The organism is Streptomyces sp. NPDC032721 (genome assembly GCF_055579625.1).
In genome coordinates this window covers 270,369-286,660 of the sequence record NZ_JBVIMX010000012.1, presented here as the reverse complement: position 1 = coordinate 286,660, position 16,292 = coordinate 270,369, and the positions used below count along the sequence as shown (strand labels likewise).

At 71.9% G+C, this 16,292-nt stretch carries 8 protein-coding genes; 1 reads left to right on the top strand and 7 read right to left on the bottom strand.

All coding sequences use genetic code 11. The features are described from left to right. Positions 1-74: 74 nt before the first annotated feature. From ACZ5PB_RS25985 to ACZ5PB_RS25955, 7 genes are all read right to left on the bottom strand, one after another. Positions 75-1,928: a GMC oxidoreductase gene (locus ACZ5PB_RS25985; protein WP_468694123.1), complete on the bottom strand. Its 1,854-nt coding sequence runs from the start codon at positions 1,926-1,928 to the stop codon at positions 75-77. Between the two features lie 103 nt (positions 1,929-2,031). After that, positions 2,032-3,648: a succinic semialdehyde dehydrogenase gene (locus tag ACZ5PB_RS25980; protein WP_468694122.1), complete on the bottom strand. Its 1,617-nt coding sequence runs from the start codon at positions 3,646-3,648 to the stop codon at positions 2,032-2,034. 139 nt (positions 3,649-3,787) lie between these two features. Beyond that, positions 3,788-5,413, bottom strand: coding sequence for a serine/threonine-protein kinase (locus tag ACZ5PB_RS25975; RefSeq protein WP_468694121.1), 1,626 nt, complete (start codon positions 5,411-5,413; stop codon positions 3,788-3,790). A gap of 128 nt (positions 5,414-5,541) precedes the next feature. Next, positions 5,542-7,218 (bottom strand): serine/threonine-protein kinase, encoded by a 1,677-nt coding sequence (locus ACZ5PB_RS25970; RefSeq protein ID WP_468694163.1) that lies wholly within the window; start codon positions 7,216-7,218, stop codon positions 5,542-5,544. A gap of 156 nt (positions 7,219-7,374) precedes the next feature. Continuing rightward, positions 7,375-10,233, bottom strand: a complete 2,859-nt coding sequence (locus ACZ5PB_RS25965) for a protein kinase (RefSeq protein ID WP_468694120.1) — start codon at positions 10,231-10,233, stop codon at positions 7,375-7,377. Positions 10,234-10,442: 209 nt separating this feature from the next. Beyond that, positions 10,443-12,581 (bottom strand): serine/threonine-protein kinase, encoded by a 2,139-nt coding sequence (locus tag ACZ5PB_RS25960; protein ID WP_468694119.1) that lies wholly within the window; start codon positions 12,579-12,581, stop codon positions 10,443-10,445. 241 nt (positions 12,582-12,822) lie between these two features. Then, positions 12,823-14,529, bottom strand: coding sequence for a glycerol-3-phosphate dehydrogenase/oxidase (locus tag ACZ5PB_RS25955; RefSeq protein WP_468694118.1), 1,707 nt, complete (start codon positions 14,527-14,529; stop codon positions 12,823-12,825). 385 nt (positions 14,530-14,914) lie between these two features. Between ACZ5PB_RS25955 and ACZ5PB_RS25950 the strand changes: the two genes are divergently transcribed. After that, complete coding sequence (locus ACZ5PB_RS25950) at positions 14,915-16,177, top strand: nucleotide sugar dehydrogenase (RefSeq protein ID WP_468694117.1); 1,263 nt, start codon at positions 14,915-14,917, stop codon at positions 16,175-16,177. Positions 16,178-16,292 lie beyond the last annotated feature (115 nt).

Genomic DNA, 16,292 nt, shown 5'->3' with positions numbered 1-16,292 from the left:
GGATGCAGCCCTCTTCGCGTGTGCGCGGGCTTGTTTGCGCACGCTCGCGCTTCTGCGCGGGTGAGCGGCTAAACCTACTTCTGAACCTTCTTCTTCGGCGGTACGGCCGGAACGGCCAGCAGCGGCAGCCGCAGCGCCCCGAACGCCTCCGCCGGTACGGCCGGGTTCTTCGGCTCGACCGCCGCCAGGCGCACGTAGGCGGCGCCCTGCTCGGGGCGGGTGTCCGGCTCGCCCTTGTTGGGCCACAGCGACATCGCCCGCTCCGCCTGCGCCGTGATGGTCAGGGACGGGTTCACGCCGAGGTTGGCGGAGACCGCCGAGCCGTCGACGACCGAGATGCCGGGGTACCCGTACAGCCGGTGGTACGGGTCGATGACGCCCTCCTCGGCGCTCGCGCCGATCGGGCAGCCGCCGAGGAAGTGCGCGGTGAGCGGGGTGCCCATCAGTTCGCCGATGTTGCTGCCCGCGAACCCGTTGATCTCCTTGGCGAGGAGGGAGGCCGCGCGGGACGCCTCGGGGATCTGCTTGGGGTTGGGTGCGCCGTGCCCCTGGCGGGCGGTGAGCAGGCCCTTCCCGATGCCTCCCGGTTTGCGGTACGTGGTCAGGGAGTTGTCCAGGGACTGCATGACGAGGCCGATGATGGTCTTCTCGGACCAGCGGTGGTTGGACAGGGAGCGGGCCGCCAGGGCCGGGTGCCGGACCACGTTCGCCACCCAGCCGAGCGCGCGCGGGAACTTCTCGGCGTACGGCACCTGGAGGATCGACATCGCACCCATCGCGTTGGAGCCGTGCCCGTAACGCACCGGCTCGATGTGGGTGTTGGCGTCCGGGTGGATGGAGGACGTGATGGCGACGCCGCGCGTGAAGTCGACCTTCTTGTTCCCGCCCGAGGTGCCGAGCTGCGCGCCGTGCGCCTTGCGGTAGCGGCGGTCGGTGGTCTGGGAGCCCACCAGGGCCTCGGAGTTGGTACGTGTCAGCTCGCCGAGCATCGCGGAGATGCGCGGGAGGTGGCCGCCGTCCTTCATGGTGTGCAGGAGGGTCTGGGTGCCGTACGTTCCGGCGGCGACCACGACGCGGTGGGAGCGCAGGATCCTGGCGGTGCCCTTGCGGCGGGCGTCGGTGGGGGCGGTGGCGACGCGGTAGCCGCCGTCGGGGTGCTCCGAGATGCCGAGGACGGACGTCATGGGGTGGATGACGGCACCGGCCTGTTCGGCGAGGTGGAGGTAGTTCTCGTTGAGGGTGTTCTTGGCGCCGTGCCGGCAGCCCGTCATGCACTCCCCGCACTCGGTGCAGGCCTTGCGAGCAGGGCCTTTTCCTCCGAAGTAGGGGTCGGGAACTTCGCGCCCGGGTCCGGTCGTTGAACTGCCGTCGGCGTCTCGTCCGTCGCCGTAGAAAACGCCCACCGGGGCGAGGTGGAAGGTGTCGCCCACTCCCATCGCCTCGGCGGTCGCCTTCAGGTGCACGTCGGACGGGGTCATGGTCGGGTTGATGCGCACGCCCAGCATCCGCTTGGCCTGGTCGTAGTACGGAGCGAGTTCGTCCTGCCAGTCGGTGATGCCCGCCCACTGCTGGTCCTCGAAGAAGGGAGCGGGAGGTACGTAGAGGGTGTTGGCGTAGTTCAGCGAACCGCCGCCGACGCCCGCACCTGCCAGGACCATGACGTTTCCCAACAGGTGCACCCGCTGGATGCCGAACAGGCCCAGCGCGGGAGCCCACAGGTAGTTCTTCAGGTCCCAGGAGTTCTTGGGCAGGGTCTCGCGGGTGAAGCGGCGACCGGCCTCCAGGACACCGACGCGGTACCCCTTCTCCGTGAGCCGGAGCGCGGAGACGGCACCGCCGAAGCCGGAGCCGACGACGATGACGTCGTAGTCGAACTCCCCGGCCTCCCCGGCCGCTTCCTGGTTTTGGGCAGAGCTCTCCTCGGACACGTGCACTCCTCGTTCCTTGAAAAGTGGATAGAGACGCAAAGCGCCCGAGCGGCCGGACCCGCGACCGCGAACGTGGCCGCGGTCGCAGCCGCGGCCACGGCCGTCAGCGCAGCCGGAACGCCTTCATGACCTTGAGGCTGGTGGTCATGAACGCGGCGTACTTCTCGTCGTCCATCCCGAAGGACGGCGCGAGCGGAAGGAGCCGCTGGTGGGCGACGGTCTGCGCCTCGGTGTACTTCAGGATGCCCTCGGAGCCGTGCCTGCGGCTCAGTCCGGACTCCTTCATTCCGCCCATCGGGGCGCGGACGCTGGCGTACGCGGGACCGTAGCCCTCGTTGATGTTGACGGTGCCGGTGCGCAGGCGGGACGCGACGGCGTGACCGCGCTTGCCGTTCTTGGTCCAGACGCTCGAATTCAGGCCGTACGGGGTGGCGTTGGCCTCCGCGATGACCTCGTCCTCGTCGCGGAACCGGTAGATCGAGACGACCGGGCCGAAGGTCTCCTCGCCGCAGACCGCCATGGGAGCCTCCACGCCCTCCAGGATGGTCGGCTCGTAGAAGTACGGGCCGACGTCGGGGCGGGCGGTGCCTCCGGCGAGGACGGTGGCGCCCTTGTTGACGGCCTCGTCGACGTGCCGGGTGACGGTCTCCAGCTGGCGCGGGCCGACCAGCGAGCCCAGGTCGGCACCGTAGGCGAGGGCGGTGCCCAGGCGCATCGCCTTCGTACGGGCGACGAAGCGCTGCACGAAGTCGTCCGCGATCGACTCGTGGACGTACAGCCGCTCGATGGAGATGCAGAGCTGTCCGGCCGAGGCGAAGCAGGCGCGGACGGCTCCGGCGGCGGCCTTCTCGACGTCGGCGTCCTCAAGGACCAGCATGGCGTTCTTGCCGCCGAGTTCGAGGGAGACGCCGACCAGGCGGGCGCCGGCGCTCTGGGCGATCTCGCGGCCGGTGCGGGTGGAGCCGGTGAAGGAAACGTAGTCGGCGTGCTTGACGACCTCGGGGCCGACGACCGGGCCCTCGCCGAGGACGACCTGGAAGACCTCGGGCGGCAGCCCCGCCTCGACCAGCAGGTCACGGCCCCACAGGGCGGACAGCGCGGTCTCCGTGTCGGGCTTCATCACCAGGGCGTTGCCCGCGACCAGGGCGGGCAGGCAGTCGCCGACGGAGAGCTCGAAGGGGTAGTTCCACGGCGAGATCTGGCCGACGACGCCGCGCGGGTGGCGCTGCTCGGTGACCTTGGTGAGGGTCGGTACGGCGCCGGTGTGCCGCTTGGGCCTGAGGTACGAGGGTGCCTGGCGGCCGTAGTGGCGGGCGGCCATCGCGACGGCCTGGATCTCCTCGTGCGCGTGCAGCCGCGCCTTGCCGGTCTCCAGCTGGACCAGGTCGAGTATCTCGGCCTGCCGCTCCAGCACCAGGTCGTGGAAGCGCAGCAGCACGGCGGCCCGCTGCCTGACGGGGACGGCCTCCCAGGCGGGCTGGGCGGTGCGGGCCCGCTCGAAGGCGACGGCGACGTCCTCGGGGGTGGACTCCGGCAGATCGGCCAGCTTCTCGCCGGTCAGCGGACCGTGGTTGGCGGTCCGGCCGGATCCGACCACTCCACGGGTCAGCTGGGCCACCACTTCCGGGGTGATCACGTCCGCCGCCGTGCGTGCGCCTGCCGGCGGGGTGGCCACGGGGTTGCTGCCGAGGGGTGCCGTGAGAGCCTGCGAGTCCGTCATACGGGCGAGCGTATTGCCCGTCGGGCGGATTTGGTACCCGTCGGTAATGCCTTTTCACCGGGCCCTCACGACCGCGCCAGCGATCACTGGCACATAAGGCCTGATCAGGGGCGCTTCCCTGGAACTTCCCTGGATTCGGTCAGAGATCCAGGATCTTCAGGTGTTTGACGACGTCCGCGAAGAGCTGGTCCCCCTCGGCCCGGAACTTGCCCTCGGACGGACCGTCCACCTCGATCCGCCAGTACGCCTTCTTAGCCTCGCTGACCACCACCCGCTCGCGCCGGCGCTCACGCACCGGGGCGGCGCCGCTGTCCGAGTAGTTGGTGTAGTCGACGACGGTGTCGAACGCGGGCCTGCCCTGCTGGGTGCTGTCCGTGACGACGGTCTTGGCGTCCTTCATCTCGGTCTTGTCCTTGCCGCCGGCCCTGTAGTACTCCTCGCGCGTCTTCCGCTGCGGCGGCTGGTTGTCCTTGTCGATGGCCACGCGCACCACGTAGACCTGGAAGACGTTGCCCGGCTCGTAGAAGCTCTCGGTGTTGTCGGCGCTGTCGTCGTAGGACTTGTAGTCGCTGGGCAGGTAGATGTCGGCGGTGACGCTCTGGAGCGCCCGGTGCAGCTTCCAGTTCTCCGGCGGGCCGTCGCCCGCGAAGGGGTTGACCAGCACCAGCACGAGGGCGAGCGCCACGGCCAGCGCACCGCCGAGCAGCCCGAACCGCGCCGCCCTGCTGCGCCGGAGCACGGGCGGCACCCAGTCGGAGCCGGTGCTCCGCCCCATCACCCTGGTGTACGCGACGGGGGGCGGCGCCTGGCCCGCCGCCTTCTCCAGCTCGGCGCGCACCGTCGCCGCGTCGGGGCGGGCCGCCGGGTCCTTGCTCAGCAGCCGCATCACCAGCGCGCCGAAGGCGCCGTTGCCCCGGGCGGGGTTCTGCGGCTCGGCGGACAGCACCGCCTGGAGGGTGGCGGGGGTGTTGGAGCGCCGGTAGGGGGACATGCCCTCGACGGCCGCGTACAGCACCACACCGAGCGACCACAGGTCGGACGCGGGTCCTGGGCGCTGCCCCAACACCCGCTCCGGGGCGATGAATTCGGGCGAGCCGACGAAGCCGCCGGTGTCGGTGAGGCCCTGTTCGCCCTCGATCTGGGCGATGCCGAAGTCGCTCAGCACCACCCGGTCGTTCTCACCGAGCAGGACGTTGTCGGGCTTGACGTCGCGGTGCAGTACGCCGGCCCGGTGCGCGGCGTCCAGCGCGCCGAGCACCGCGAGGCCGATCCGGGCGGCGTCGCGGACGTCGAGGGTGCCCTCCTGGAGGCGGTCGCCGAGGGAGTGCCCGGGGACCAGCTCCATGACGATCCACGGCTTGCCGTCCTCGACGACCACGTCGTGCATGGTGACCACCGAGGGGTGGGTGATGCGGGCGGCGGCCCGTGCCTCGCGCTGCATCCGCAGGTAGACGGTCTGCCGGTCGCGCTCGGGCAGGTGGTCGGGGACGCGGGGCTCCTTCACCGCGACGTCCCGGTCCACCACCTGGTCGTGCGCGCGCCAGACGGTGCCCATGCCGCCGTGGCCGAGCCGCGAGACCAGCCGGTAGCGGCCGCCGATGACACGGCCGGCCACCGGGTCCGTCACCCGGGTCTCCTGCGTGGGCACTTGGACCTGGGTGGGCTGCTCACCCGGCGGTCCTTCGTGGTGCGGCTGCTGCGGTGCGTGTGGCGGTCGGAGCCCGTAGCTGGTGGGCTCGTACGCCGGTCCCCCGTCGTTCGTCATGCACCCATCCTGACGCGCACGGCACGGCCGTCACCCCCCGGGACGTCGAGCGATGCAGAGCCGTAACAGTCCCCACACACGTCACTCGAAACGCCTGCCGCACGGCGGCGACCTGCGGACGGTGACCGCTACCCGTCGTTCTGCCAGCCGCGCTGCACCACGTTGAACCGCTCCCGCGTCTTCTCCCGGTCCTCCAGCGGACCCGACACGTAGATCGCGTACTCGGGTCCGCCGTTGCCCCCGAAGTGCATCTGGTCGATGGCGAATCGCATGCCGGGGTTATCCGTCTTCTCCCGGTACGTGAACTCCAGCAGCCCGCTCTCCCGGTCCCGGTAGGTGTCCTTCACCAGCTTCAACTGGCGGTACTCGGGGAGGGAATCGGAGATCGAGGCCGCCAGGGCGGACAGATGCCGGAACGGGGTGGAGTAGTCGGGATTCGGGTCGACGTTCACCCGGATGCGGTGCCGGCCGTTGTTGGGCGTGTAGTCGAACTGGCCCGTGCCCTTCTGCTCGCGCTGCCAGCCCTTGGGGACCGGGATGTCGAAACCGGCCTCCTTCACCATGTGCCAGCCGTCCGGCAGACCGCCCTCGCCATCCGGCTTCTTGTCCGGATCCGGCTTCGGCTTCGGCGTGCCGTTCCCGCCCTTGGGGTCGCCGTTCCCGCCCTGACCGGCCGAACTCTGGGGCAGGCTCCCCAGGTGGGGGTCGTTCTGGTCCATCAGCTGGATCGCGCCGAACACGGCCCCGCCCCCGATGACCGCCGCCGCGACGATGCCCAGCACGGTCCTGCCGCGCCGCTTGCCCGGGGCCCGGCCGCTCGCCGGAACCCCCGCGGTCACCGACGGGTACTCGTCCGGCTGCGGATGCACGCGCGCGTGGACCGCCACCTCCGGTCCCGGCGGCGGCACCGGCAGCGGGGTCGTCGGCCCTGCGGGCACGGCGGTCCGCAGCTCCTCCTGGCTCACCTGCCGGGTCGGTACGTGCGCCTGCGCCTGCCGGGGCGGGCGCCCCTCCATCGCCTGGAGCAGCATCCGTTCGGCCTCGGCGGCATCCGGCCGGTCCTCGGCCTCCTTGCGGAGCAGCGCCACGATCACGGGGCCGAGCGCTCCCGCGTGGTACGACGGCTCGGGTTCCTCCGCGATCACGGCCTGGAGCGTGCCGATCGGCGAGGTACGGCGGAAGGGCGAGCGCTCCTCGACGGCCGTGTACAGGGTGGCACCGAGGGCCCAGAGGTCGGAGGCGGGGCCCGGGTCCTCGCCGCGTATCCGCTCGGGCGCCAAGTAGTCGATGGAGCCGACCAGTTCACCGGTACGGGTGATGGTGGAGTCGCCCTCGATGGCGGCGATGCCGAAGTCGGTGAGCAGTACCCGGCCGTCCCTGGCCAGCATCACGTTGCCCGGCTTGACGTCCCGGTGCAGTACGCCGACGGTGTGCGCGGCACGCAGAGCGCCCAGGACGTGCAGGCCGATCCGGGCGGCCTCGCGGGCGTCGAAGCTGCCGGTCTGCTTGAGTGCGTCGGCCATCGAGGGCCCGTCGACGTACTCCATGACGATCCACGGGCGGTCGTCGTGCTCCAGCACGTCGTGGACGGTGACGACACCGGGGTGGTTGATCCGGGCGGCGGCCCGCGCCTCCTTCTGGGTGCGCGCGTGCAGTACGGCGCGGTCGGCCTCGGCGGCGTACAGACCGGCCCGCAACTCCTTGACGGCGACGGTCCGGTGCAGCACCTCGTCGTGGGCCCGCCAGACGCGGCCCATGCCGCCGCTGCCGAGGACGTCACCCAGCCGGTACCGCCCGGCGAGCAGGTGCCCCTCGCCGGTCCCGCTGCCTGTACCACCGGTCGTACTGTTGCTCGCGTTCTCCACTGTCCAGCCCACCGCCCCGTGTCTCAGGGGACCCAGGTTACGGATCAGGGTTGCGGAGGTGGCACACAGGGGCGATCACGAGACCGCACTGTGACTTCACTTGGTGGCGCGGTAGTGCAGCACCGCGGCGTCGTACACCCGCGTCACCTCGTCGCGCTGCGAGTCGGGGCCGATGACCTGAATGATGTGGTACGTCCCGTCCACGATCATCGCCCTGTTGCGTACGAAGACATCGCGCCCGCTGCTGTCCTTCCAGGTGAACTGCCCCTCCGCCATGGCCTGCTGGCCGACGCTGATGCGTCGCAGTCCGCCCGAGGAGGCCCAGGTGGAATCGCGCAGCGGCTGCAGTTCGCGCTCCTCCTTGAGCTGGTAGTTCATCGGATCGCCGCCCTTGTCCTTGACGCTGTCGCGGCCGGGAACCACCACGAGCTCGATGTCGTTCCCCTGGAAACGGACCTGGCGGCTGTCGTTGATCGGGGAGCGCCGCCAGTTCTTGTCGACGGCGATCTGGAAGCCGTCCCGGTCCTTGGCGAGGGTGTACCCGGGCGGCAGGTCGGACGCCGGGTTCTGCTGGGCGGGCGGCTGCCCGGTGGCGGACGGGGTGCCGCCGGACGCGTCGTCGTCGCCCTTGCCGTCGTCGGCGGGCGGCTGTCCCGCCGACGGGTCGTCGGTGCGCTCGGGCGCCGGCTGCTGCGGCTGACCGGACTGCTGTCCGGACGGCACGGGCTGGCCGCTGCCCGTGTTCTGCCCGCCGGGTGACGTGCCGTCGTCCTTCGGCAGGAACACCAGGGCGTAGGCGACGGCCGCCGCCAGTCCCACCATGATGAGCCCGAACAGCCACTTCCCCAGGGAGCGCGGCTGCCGCGCCCCGATCCGGGGCTCGCGCTGCACCCGGGGCGGACGCGGCGGCTTCGCCGGTTTCGCGGCCCGCTCCCGCCCCTTGCCCTGCTTGTGCCGGTGCCGTCCGTGCTGCGAGCCGCCCTTGCGCTTGCGGACCAGCTCGCCCCGGCGCCGTACGATCGGCAGCCGCGTCGCGTCCGGCGGCGACGTCGGCAGCGGGACGACCTTGGTGCCCGCGTCCGGCTCCGGCGCCGAGCGCACCAGGGAGCGCAGCCAGCCGCGCAGCTCCTCGAAGTCGGGCCGCTCGGTGGGGTCCTGGCGCAGCAGCGACTCCACGACGGGCCGCAGCGGACCGCACTCCTCCGCGAACGCGGGCGGCTCGGCGCACACCATCTGCACCAGCTCGGCGGTGTTGTCCTCCGGATAGGGCGCATGTCCCTGTACGACGCGGAACAGCAGCGCGCCGAGCGCCCACAAGTCGGTGGCGGGTCCGATCGGCGGCGCCAGCTGCCAGTTCTCGTGCACCGGTCCGGCCTGCTCGGGCGCCCACCGCTCGGTGACCGCCCCGACGACGGCGATACGGGTCTGCCGGGCGCGCTCGGCGGCCAGCGGGGAGCTCGGGCCACGGTAGGGAAGGCCGGCGATGACGTCGTCCCAACGGCCGCTGCCACCGGCCGGCTTGGGGACGGCCAGCTCGGCGGGCGGCTCGGGCACGGCGAGCTGCCGCCCCTGTCCCTGGGGGCGGTCGTGGGACAGCCGGTCCTGGGACAGCCGGTCCTGGGGGCGGTCCTGGGCCTGGTCCGGCTGCTGGCTGTGCCGCAGTCCGTCGGCGCGCAGCGCCTCACCGCCGGCTCCGCCGCCCCGGGGCAGCGCACCGTGCCAACTGGTCGCGGGCGTCTGCCCGCCGACCCGCTCGACTCCTTCGCCGCGTTCGCCGCGATCAGCGCGGGCCGGGCCGGTTTCCTCGCCGTACGGGGAGATGGCCCTGGTCCGGCTGCCGTACGGGGAAACCGCGCCGTCGCCGTACGGGGACACCGGGCCGGTACCCGCCGCTGCCGCACCGTACGGCGACACCGCACCTGCCGCACCCGCCGCGCCGCCGGAACCCGTTCCCGTACCGGCGCCCGAGCCGCTGCCGGAGTCCTGGACGTACGGGCCGCGCGACGACTCGACGGACTGGCGGCGCTGCTCCTCGGTCGCCTTGGCCGCCGCCCGCGCGCCCGCGCGGTACGCGGCTATCGCCCCGGCACGGGCCGCCCGCGCATCCGCGGTGGGGGTCTGCGCCTGCCGGGCGTCCGCCTGTTCGGCGGGCCTGCCGAGGAAGTCCGTCGGCAGTGCGGGCAGCCCGGTGCCCGGCGTCTTCCCCGTACCCCCGAAGTCCCCGTCGCCCGCCGCCACATGACCGCGCGGCACCGGTACTCCCGTATCGCCCGCAGCGCCTCCGGGCCCGCCCGCCACTCCTCCACCGGCCGCCCCGGCCGCCCCAGCAGCCCCGGAAGGCACCGGGCCCCCACCGACCGTCCCGGGTATCGGCGCGTACCCGCAGAGCGCCTCCTCCGCCGCGCCCGCCGCGAGGCCGGTCAGCACGATGCGCCCGTCGTCGCAGACGAGCACGGTGCGGACGGTGATGTTCCGGTGGGTCCAGCCGTGCGCGTGCAGCACCCGCAGCGCGGTGAGCACGTCGGAGGCGACCTCGGCGGCCCGGTACGGGCTGAGCGGTGCCTCGGCGAGCAGCGCCGCCAGCGGCCGCGCGGCCACCAGCTCGCTCACTATCCAGAGGGAGCCGTCCTCCTCGAAGACGTCGAAGACCTGGTCGAGCCGGGGGTGGTCGGGAATCTGCGCGGCGGCCTGGGCCGCCTCGATCGCCCGCCGTACGGCGGGATCACCGGACCGGCGCGGCGCGCCCCGCCCGGGGCCCGGCCGCCGGTGCACGGGGCCGCCCTCGCTGTCGAGGAACTCGGCGTCCACCACCTCGGGCAGCGGCACCTGCCGCACCAGGACTTCCTGGCCGCTGTACCCGTCGAAGGCCCTGGTCTCCACCAGGTCGTACTCGTCGGACGGCGGCAGGGGAAGGCGGTAGCGGTCGGCAAGCACCCGACCCGCGTAGTCGTCCACGTCGCCTCCCCGAAGCGCGCTCGTCCCCGCTGTCCCCGGTCATCGGAGCCGGCCCTCGGGGCCTGCCCTCGATCCGCGGGGCTGACCCACGGAAGTACTCGAAACCATCAATTCCGGTCGTTTACCGGCGTATTGCGGCTGCGTACGGTCCGCGAGGTCTCACGATACGTGGCAATACCCCGTCGCGAGGCAGTGTCAACGCATCCCGGTCAGTCAGTCGGCTTGAACGTGGCGAACGCGGTCTCGCGCAGCTTCACGCACTCCTCGCCCTGCCAGGCGTCGGCCGGGCAGCTCACCATGATCGAGTAGCCGCGGCCGGCGTCGACCTTGAACCCCCGGTTGAGGACCCGCATCCGCCGGCCGTCCTGCATGCGCGTGAACTCCCAGTCCGCGACGGTGGGGTAGCCGTTGTAGCTGACCGGAGTGATGCCGATGTGCTGGTAGCCGTTGCTCTGGGCGGCGGTCACGGTGACCGCGGCGGCCCAGGCGGCCTTCGCGTCGTCCTTCGGACTGTTGTTGAAGTCGACCTGGACGCGCGGGAACGCGCCCTTGCTCTTGTTGTATATCCCGCCCGAGTTGCTGCCCGCTATGTTCGTCTTCCTGAACCCCGCGGGCATCGCCATCGTGAAGTGGAACTGCGAGTCGGTGACCGTCTGGAACCCGGCGGGCACCGCGCCGCCGCCCGGCTTGTTGGTGGCCGGGTCGCCGGAGGGCTTGGCTCCGGAGTCGCCGGAGCCGCCCGTCTCCTTGCCCGTGCTCGTGCCCTTGTCCGGATCGGTGCCCTTGCCGGAGTCCTTGCCCGGGTCCTTGCCGCCCGCACCGGCCGTCGCCCCGCTCGAACTCGAAGAGGTGCCGTTCTTGCCCGTCTCCTTGCCCGGTTCGTCCTTGTTCAGCGCGATCGCGAGGACCGTGCCGAGCACGGCGAGCGCCGCCACCAGCGCGACCACGAGCAGCGCCCGCTTCCGCACGGCCGGCGACATCCCGCCGACGGTCCCCGGCGACGTACCCCCGCCGGAACCCGAACCCGCGCCCGATCCCGAACCAGAAACGGAACCAGAACCGGAACCCGAGGCAGGACCAAAACCGGAACCGGAACCAAAACCGGCACCCGCCCCCGGACCGGCCGCCGACCCGGTGCCCGTACCGGCGGACTGCACCGCCGTGACAGCCGCCCCCGCCGCGGCCGGACCGGCCACCGCCGCACTGGCGCCCGCCGTCGCCGCCGCGGCCGGCAGCGCCTTGCCCGGCTTGCCCGCCTTCCCCGGCTTCTCCCGCTTCGTCTTCTTCAGCGGCCCGTCCTGCCCGTCCTGCCCGTCCGGCAGCGGCGGAAGCGGAACCACCTTCGTGGCGTCCGAGCGGGCCAGTTCGTCGCCCGCCGCGTCCGCCTCGTCGAGCTGGTTCAGCACGTCGTTGAGGAGCGCCCGCGCGCCCGCGTCGTCGAGCCGCTGCGCCGGGTCCTTGGCGAGCAGCCCGTAGATGACCTCCTCCAGCGGTCCCGCGTTCTTCGGCGGGTCCACCGGTTCGGTCATCACGGCGGTCAGCGTCGCGATGGCGGATCCCTTGTCGTACGGCGGAACTCCCTCCACCGACGCGTAGATCAGCCCGCCGAGCGACCACAGGTCGGCCGCGGGTCCCGGCTTGTGGCCGCGGGCCCGCTCCGGGGAGATGTACGAGGGGGCGCCGACGAGCATCCCGGTCGAGGTGATCGAGGGGTCGCCCTCCACCTGGGCGATGCCGAAGTCGGTCAGCACGACCCGGCCGTCCTCGGCGATCAGTACGTTGGACGGCTTCACGTCACGGTGCAGGATGCCCTGCCGGTGGGCGGACCTGAGGACGTCGAGGATGGCGAGGGCGACCTCGGTGGCGCGACGCGGCGTCAGCAGACCGTCCTCGCGGACGGCTTCGGCGAGGGACTTGCCCTCGATGAGCTCCATCACGATCCACGGCCGGTCGTCCTCGTCGACGACGTCGAAGACGGTGACGGCCCCGTGGTTGCGGATCCGGGCGATGGCCTTCGCCTCGCGCAGGGTCCGGGTGATCAGACGGCGCTTCTCGTCCTCGTCGATGGCGGTCGGAAAGCGCAGTTCCTTGACCGCGACGGTCCGGCCCAGCGTCTCGTCGACGGCCCGCCAGACCGTGCCCATGCCGCCCCGGCCGAGCACGTCGCCGAGCCGGTAACGGCCTGCCAGCAGCCGTCCCTCGACCTCCGCGGAGGTGTCCGACGCGGCGTCCTTGGCGGCTTCCACAGCTTCGGATTCGGCTGCCGCGGCTGCCTTCCCCGTGCCCGTCTCGTCGTCGGACACGGCGTCCTGCGTGCTGTTCGGCGACTGCTCCCGCTCGTCCGACATGCGTCCCCTCTGCGATCCCTGATCTTCGCCTCGCGCCCCGGCCGTGCGCGCATGTCCGTCCATGGACGTCCATGTACGTACATGACGTAGGTCGTTTCGGCGGTTTCCCCGGCGATGCGGCAACCCGCCCTGGCAGAGCCCCCATTGTCCCCCACGCGCGGACCGCCAACACCCCCGGGGCAGGACGCGTGACCCCGCCGCGCCCCACCCGCCCCGCGCCCACCCCCCTGTCACCGCACGATCACAACGGCGCGATGTCCGGCGCCCCCAGCCGCGCGGCGTCGGCCGTCAGATCGTCGGGCTGGCGCTGCGACTCGCGCTCCGCCTCCACCCTCTTCTCGTAGTGCTCCACCTCCCGCTCCACCTGCCCCTTGTCCCAGCCCAGCACCGGTGCCATCAACTCCGCGCACTCCAGGGCGCTGCGCGTGCCCCGGTCGAACGTCTCGATGGAGATCCTCGTACGGCGGGTCAGTACGTCGTCCAGATGGCGGGCCCCCTCGTGCGAGGCGGCGTAGACGATCTCGGCGCGCAGATAGTCCTCGGCGCCGGTGAGCGGGTCGCCGAGTCCCGGGTCCTGGGCGATCAGTTCGAGGAGTTCCTCCGCGAGCGACCCGTACCGGTTCAACAGGTGCTCCACGCGCACCACGTGAAGCCCCGTCCGGGCCGCGATCCCGGCGCGCGCGTTCCACAGCGCCTTGTAGCCCTCGGCACCGACCAGCGGGATGTCCTCGGTGACGCACTCGGCGACCCGTACGTCCAGCGCGTGCACCGCCTCGTCGACGGCGTCCTTGGCCATCACCCGGTACGTCGTGTACTTGCCGCCCGCGACGACGACGAGCCCCGGCACCGGGTGCGCGACCGTGTGCTCCCTGGACAGCTTGCTGGTGGCGTCCGACTCCCCCGCCAGCAACGGCCGCAGGCCCGCGTAGACGCCCTGCACGTCGTCCCTGGTGAGCGGAACGGCCAGCACCGAATTCACGTGCTCCAGCAGATAGTCGATGTCCGCGCTGGAGGCCGCCGGATGCGCCTTGTCCAGGTCCCAGTCGGTATCCGTCGTACCGACAATCCAGTGCCTGCCCCACGGAATGACGAAAAGCACCGATTTCTCGGTACGGAGAATCAGTCCGGTGGACGAATGAATCCGGTCCTTGGGCACCACCAGGTGAATTCCCTTGGACGCCCTTACGTGGAACTGCCCGCGCTCCCCGATCAGCGCCTGGGTGTCGTCCGTCCACACCCCGGTCGCGTTGACGACCTGCTTGGCCCGGATCTCGTACTCGCCCCTCGCCTCCACGTCCTCCACCCTTACGCCGACGACCCGCTCGCCCTCGCGCAGGAAGCCGACCACCCGCGCCCGGTTGGCGACCTTCGCCCCGTAGGCGGCGGCGGTCCGCACCAGGGTCGCCACATAACGGGCGTCGTCCATCTGGGCGTCGTAGTACTGGAGGGCGCCGGTCAGCGCGTCCTTCTTCAACGCGGGTGCCACCCGCAGCGCGTGACGGCGCGACAGATGACGGTGCATCGGCAGCCCGCGCCCGTGCCCCGAGGACACCGACATCGCGTCGTACAGCGCCACGCCCGAGCCCGCGTACCAGCGCTCCCACCCCTTGTGCTGGAGCGGATAGAGGAACGGCACCGGCTTCACCAGGTGCGGTGCGAGGCGCTCCAGGAGCAGCCCGCGTTCCTTCAGTGCCTCCCGTACGAGGGCGAAGTCGAGCATCTCCAGGTAGCGCAGGCCGCCGTGGATCAGCTTGCTGGAGCGGCTGGACGTGCCGGAGGCCCAGTCCCGCGCCTCGACGAGCCCGGTGGACAGGCCCCGGGTCACGGCGTCCAGCGCCGTCCCGGCACCGACCACGCCCGCGCCCACCACCAGCACGTCCAGTTCCCGCTCGGCCATCGCGGCGAGCGCCTGTGCGCGCTCGGCCGGTCCCAGTGTCGCTGTCCTCACTTGCTGCCTCCCGTGGGTGCGGTGCGGTCGGGCTCGTGCGGTCGTACTCGTGCGGTCGTACGTGTGACGTCGCACGCGTGGGTTCGTACGCGTGCGGTCGCAGGGGACGGGGTCTGCCCCCGGCCACTCCACCGATTCTCGCCGCAGGTCCGCATCTCAGCCACCGCCTGTGGACAACCAGGGGAAGGAGTCGCTCCGCGGGACGTCCGCGAGCCACCCGGAACCCGTGCCGCAAATCCCCAATAACGGTCATATTTACGCCTAGTCTGACATTTCTTCGGCTCTAACTGTCCACAGGGCTTGCGCACCGCCCCCTTTCCGCTTATAGCGGGCACCGGGCGAAAGCGCAGGTCACAGCGGACTCAAGGGAAGGACGGCTCACGCCATGCCCGCAGATCTCGCCGTCATCGGACTCGGCCACCTCGGTCTCCCTCTCGCCCAGGCCGCCGTCGCCGCCGGCATCGCCACCATCGGCTACGACACCGACCCCCGTCCGGTCGCCGAGCTCGCCGCGGGCCGCCCACCGGTGGAGGGCTCGCTCTCCGCGGCCGAGATCCGCCGGATGCTGGCGGGCGGGTTCCGCCCCACCACCGATCCCGCGGAGCTGGGCCGGGTCCGTACCGCCGTCATCTGCGCCCCCACCCGGCTCGGCCAGGACCGCACCCTGGACCTGTCCGCCGTCGAGGCCGCCGCCCGCACCCTGGCCGCCCGGCTCCGCCCGCACACCACCGTGCTGCTGGAGTCCGCCGTCCACCCGGGCGCCACCGAGGACATCCTGCGCCCCCTCCTGGAGACGGGCTCCGGACTGCGCGCGGGCCGCGACTTCCACCTCGCCTACTCCCCCTCCCGGCTCGACCCCGGCCACCGCAGCCACGGCTACGCCCACACCCCCAAGGTCATCGGCGGCCTCACCCCCGCCTGCACCGAGTCCGCCGCCGCCTTCTACGCCCGTCTCACCGACAAGGTGGTACGCGCGCGTGGCCCGCGCGAGGCGGAGACGGTCGGCGTCCTGGAGACCAACTACCGCCACGTCAACATCGCCCTCGCCAACGAGATGGCCGTCCTCTGCCACGACCTCGGCGTCGACCTCTGGGACGTCATCCGCTGCGCCGAGACCAAGCCGTACGGCTTCCAGGCCTTCCGCCCAGGACCCGGCGTCGGCGGCCACAGCGTCCCCCTCGACCCCAACTACCTCTCGTACAGCAGCCGCACCCCGGGCCACCCGCTGCGCATGGTCGGCCTGGCCCAGGAGATCAACGGACGGATGCCCAGTTACGTCCTCCAGCGCTGCGCCACCCTCCTCAACGAACACGGCAAGTCCGCCCGGGGCGCCCGCGTGCTCCTCCTCGGCGTCACCTACAAGGCCGACCTCGCCGACCAGGAGAACTCCCCCGCCCCCGAAATCGCCTCCCGGCTGCGCGACATGGGAGCCCACCTCACCTACCACGACCCGCACGTCCCGCACTGGCGCGTCCGCGACATCCCGGTCCCCCGCGCCGACTCCCTCTACGAGGCCGCCGCGGCGGCCGATCTGACGATCCTGCTCCAGCACCACCGCACCTACGACCTCCAGGGCCTGGCCGTGAAGGCCCAACTCCTGCTGGACACCCGGGGCGCGAGCCCGGCGGGGGCCACGTACCGGCTGTGACGGCACGCCGGGCACGCAAGTCCCGCAGGAGTCACCCCGGGAATCTCCACGCCCAACCGTCCCACCCTGCTGCTACCGTCATGCCGCACAACCGAACTTATGCGCGCTTTACGCA

Excerpts from the sequence above, each read along its gene's own strand:
- ACZ5PB_RS25980 (WP_468694122.1), bottom strand. The coding sequence starts at position 3,648 with ATGACGGACTCGCAGGCTCTCACGGCACCCCTCGGCAGCAACCCCGTG.
- ACZ5PB_RS25975 (WP_468694121.1), bottom strand. The coding sequence starts at position 5,413 with ATGACGAACGACGGGGGACCGGCGTACGAGCCCACCAGCTACGGGCTC.
- ACZ5PB_RS25960 (WP_468694119.1), bottom strand. The coding sequence starts at position 12,581 with ATGTCGGACGAGCGGGAGCAGTCGCCGAACAGCACGCAGGACGCCGTG.
- ACZ5PB_RS25950 (WP_468694117.1), top strand. The coding sequence starts at position 14,915 with ATGCCCGCAGATCTCGCCGTCATCGGACTCGGCCACCTCGGTCTCCCT.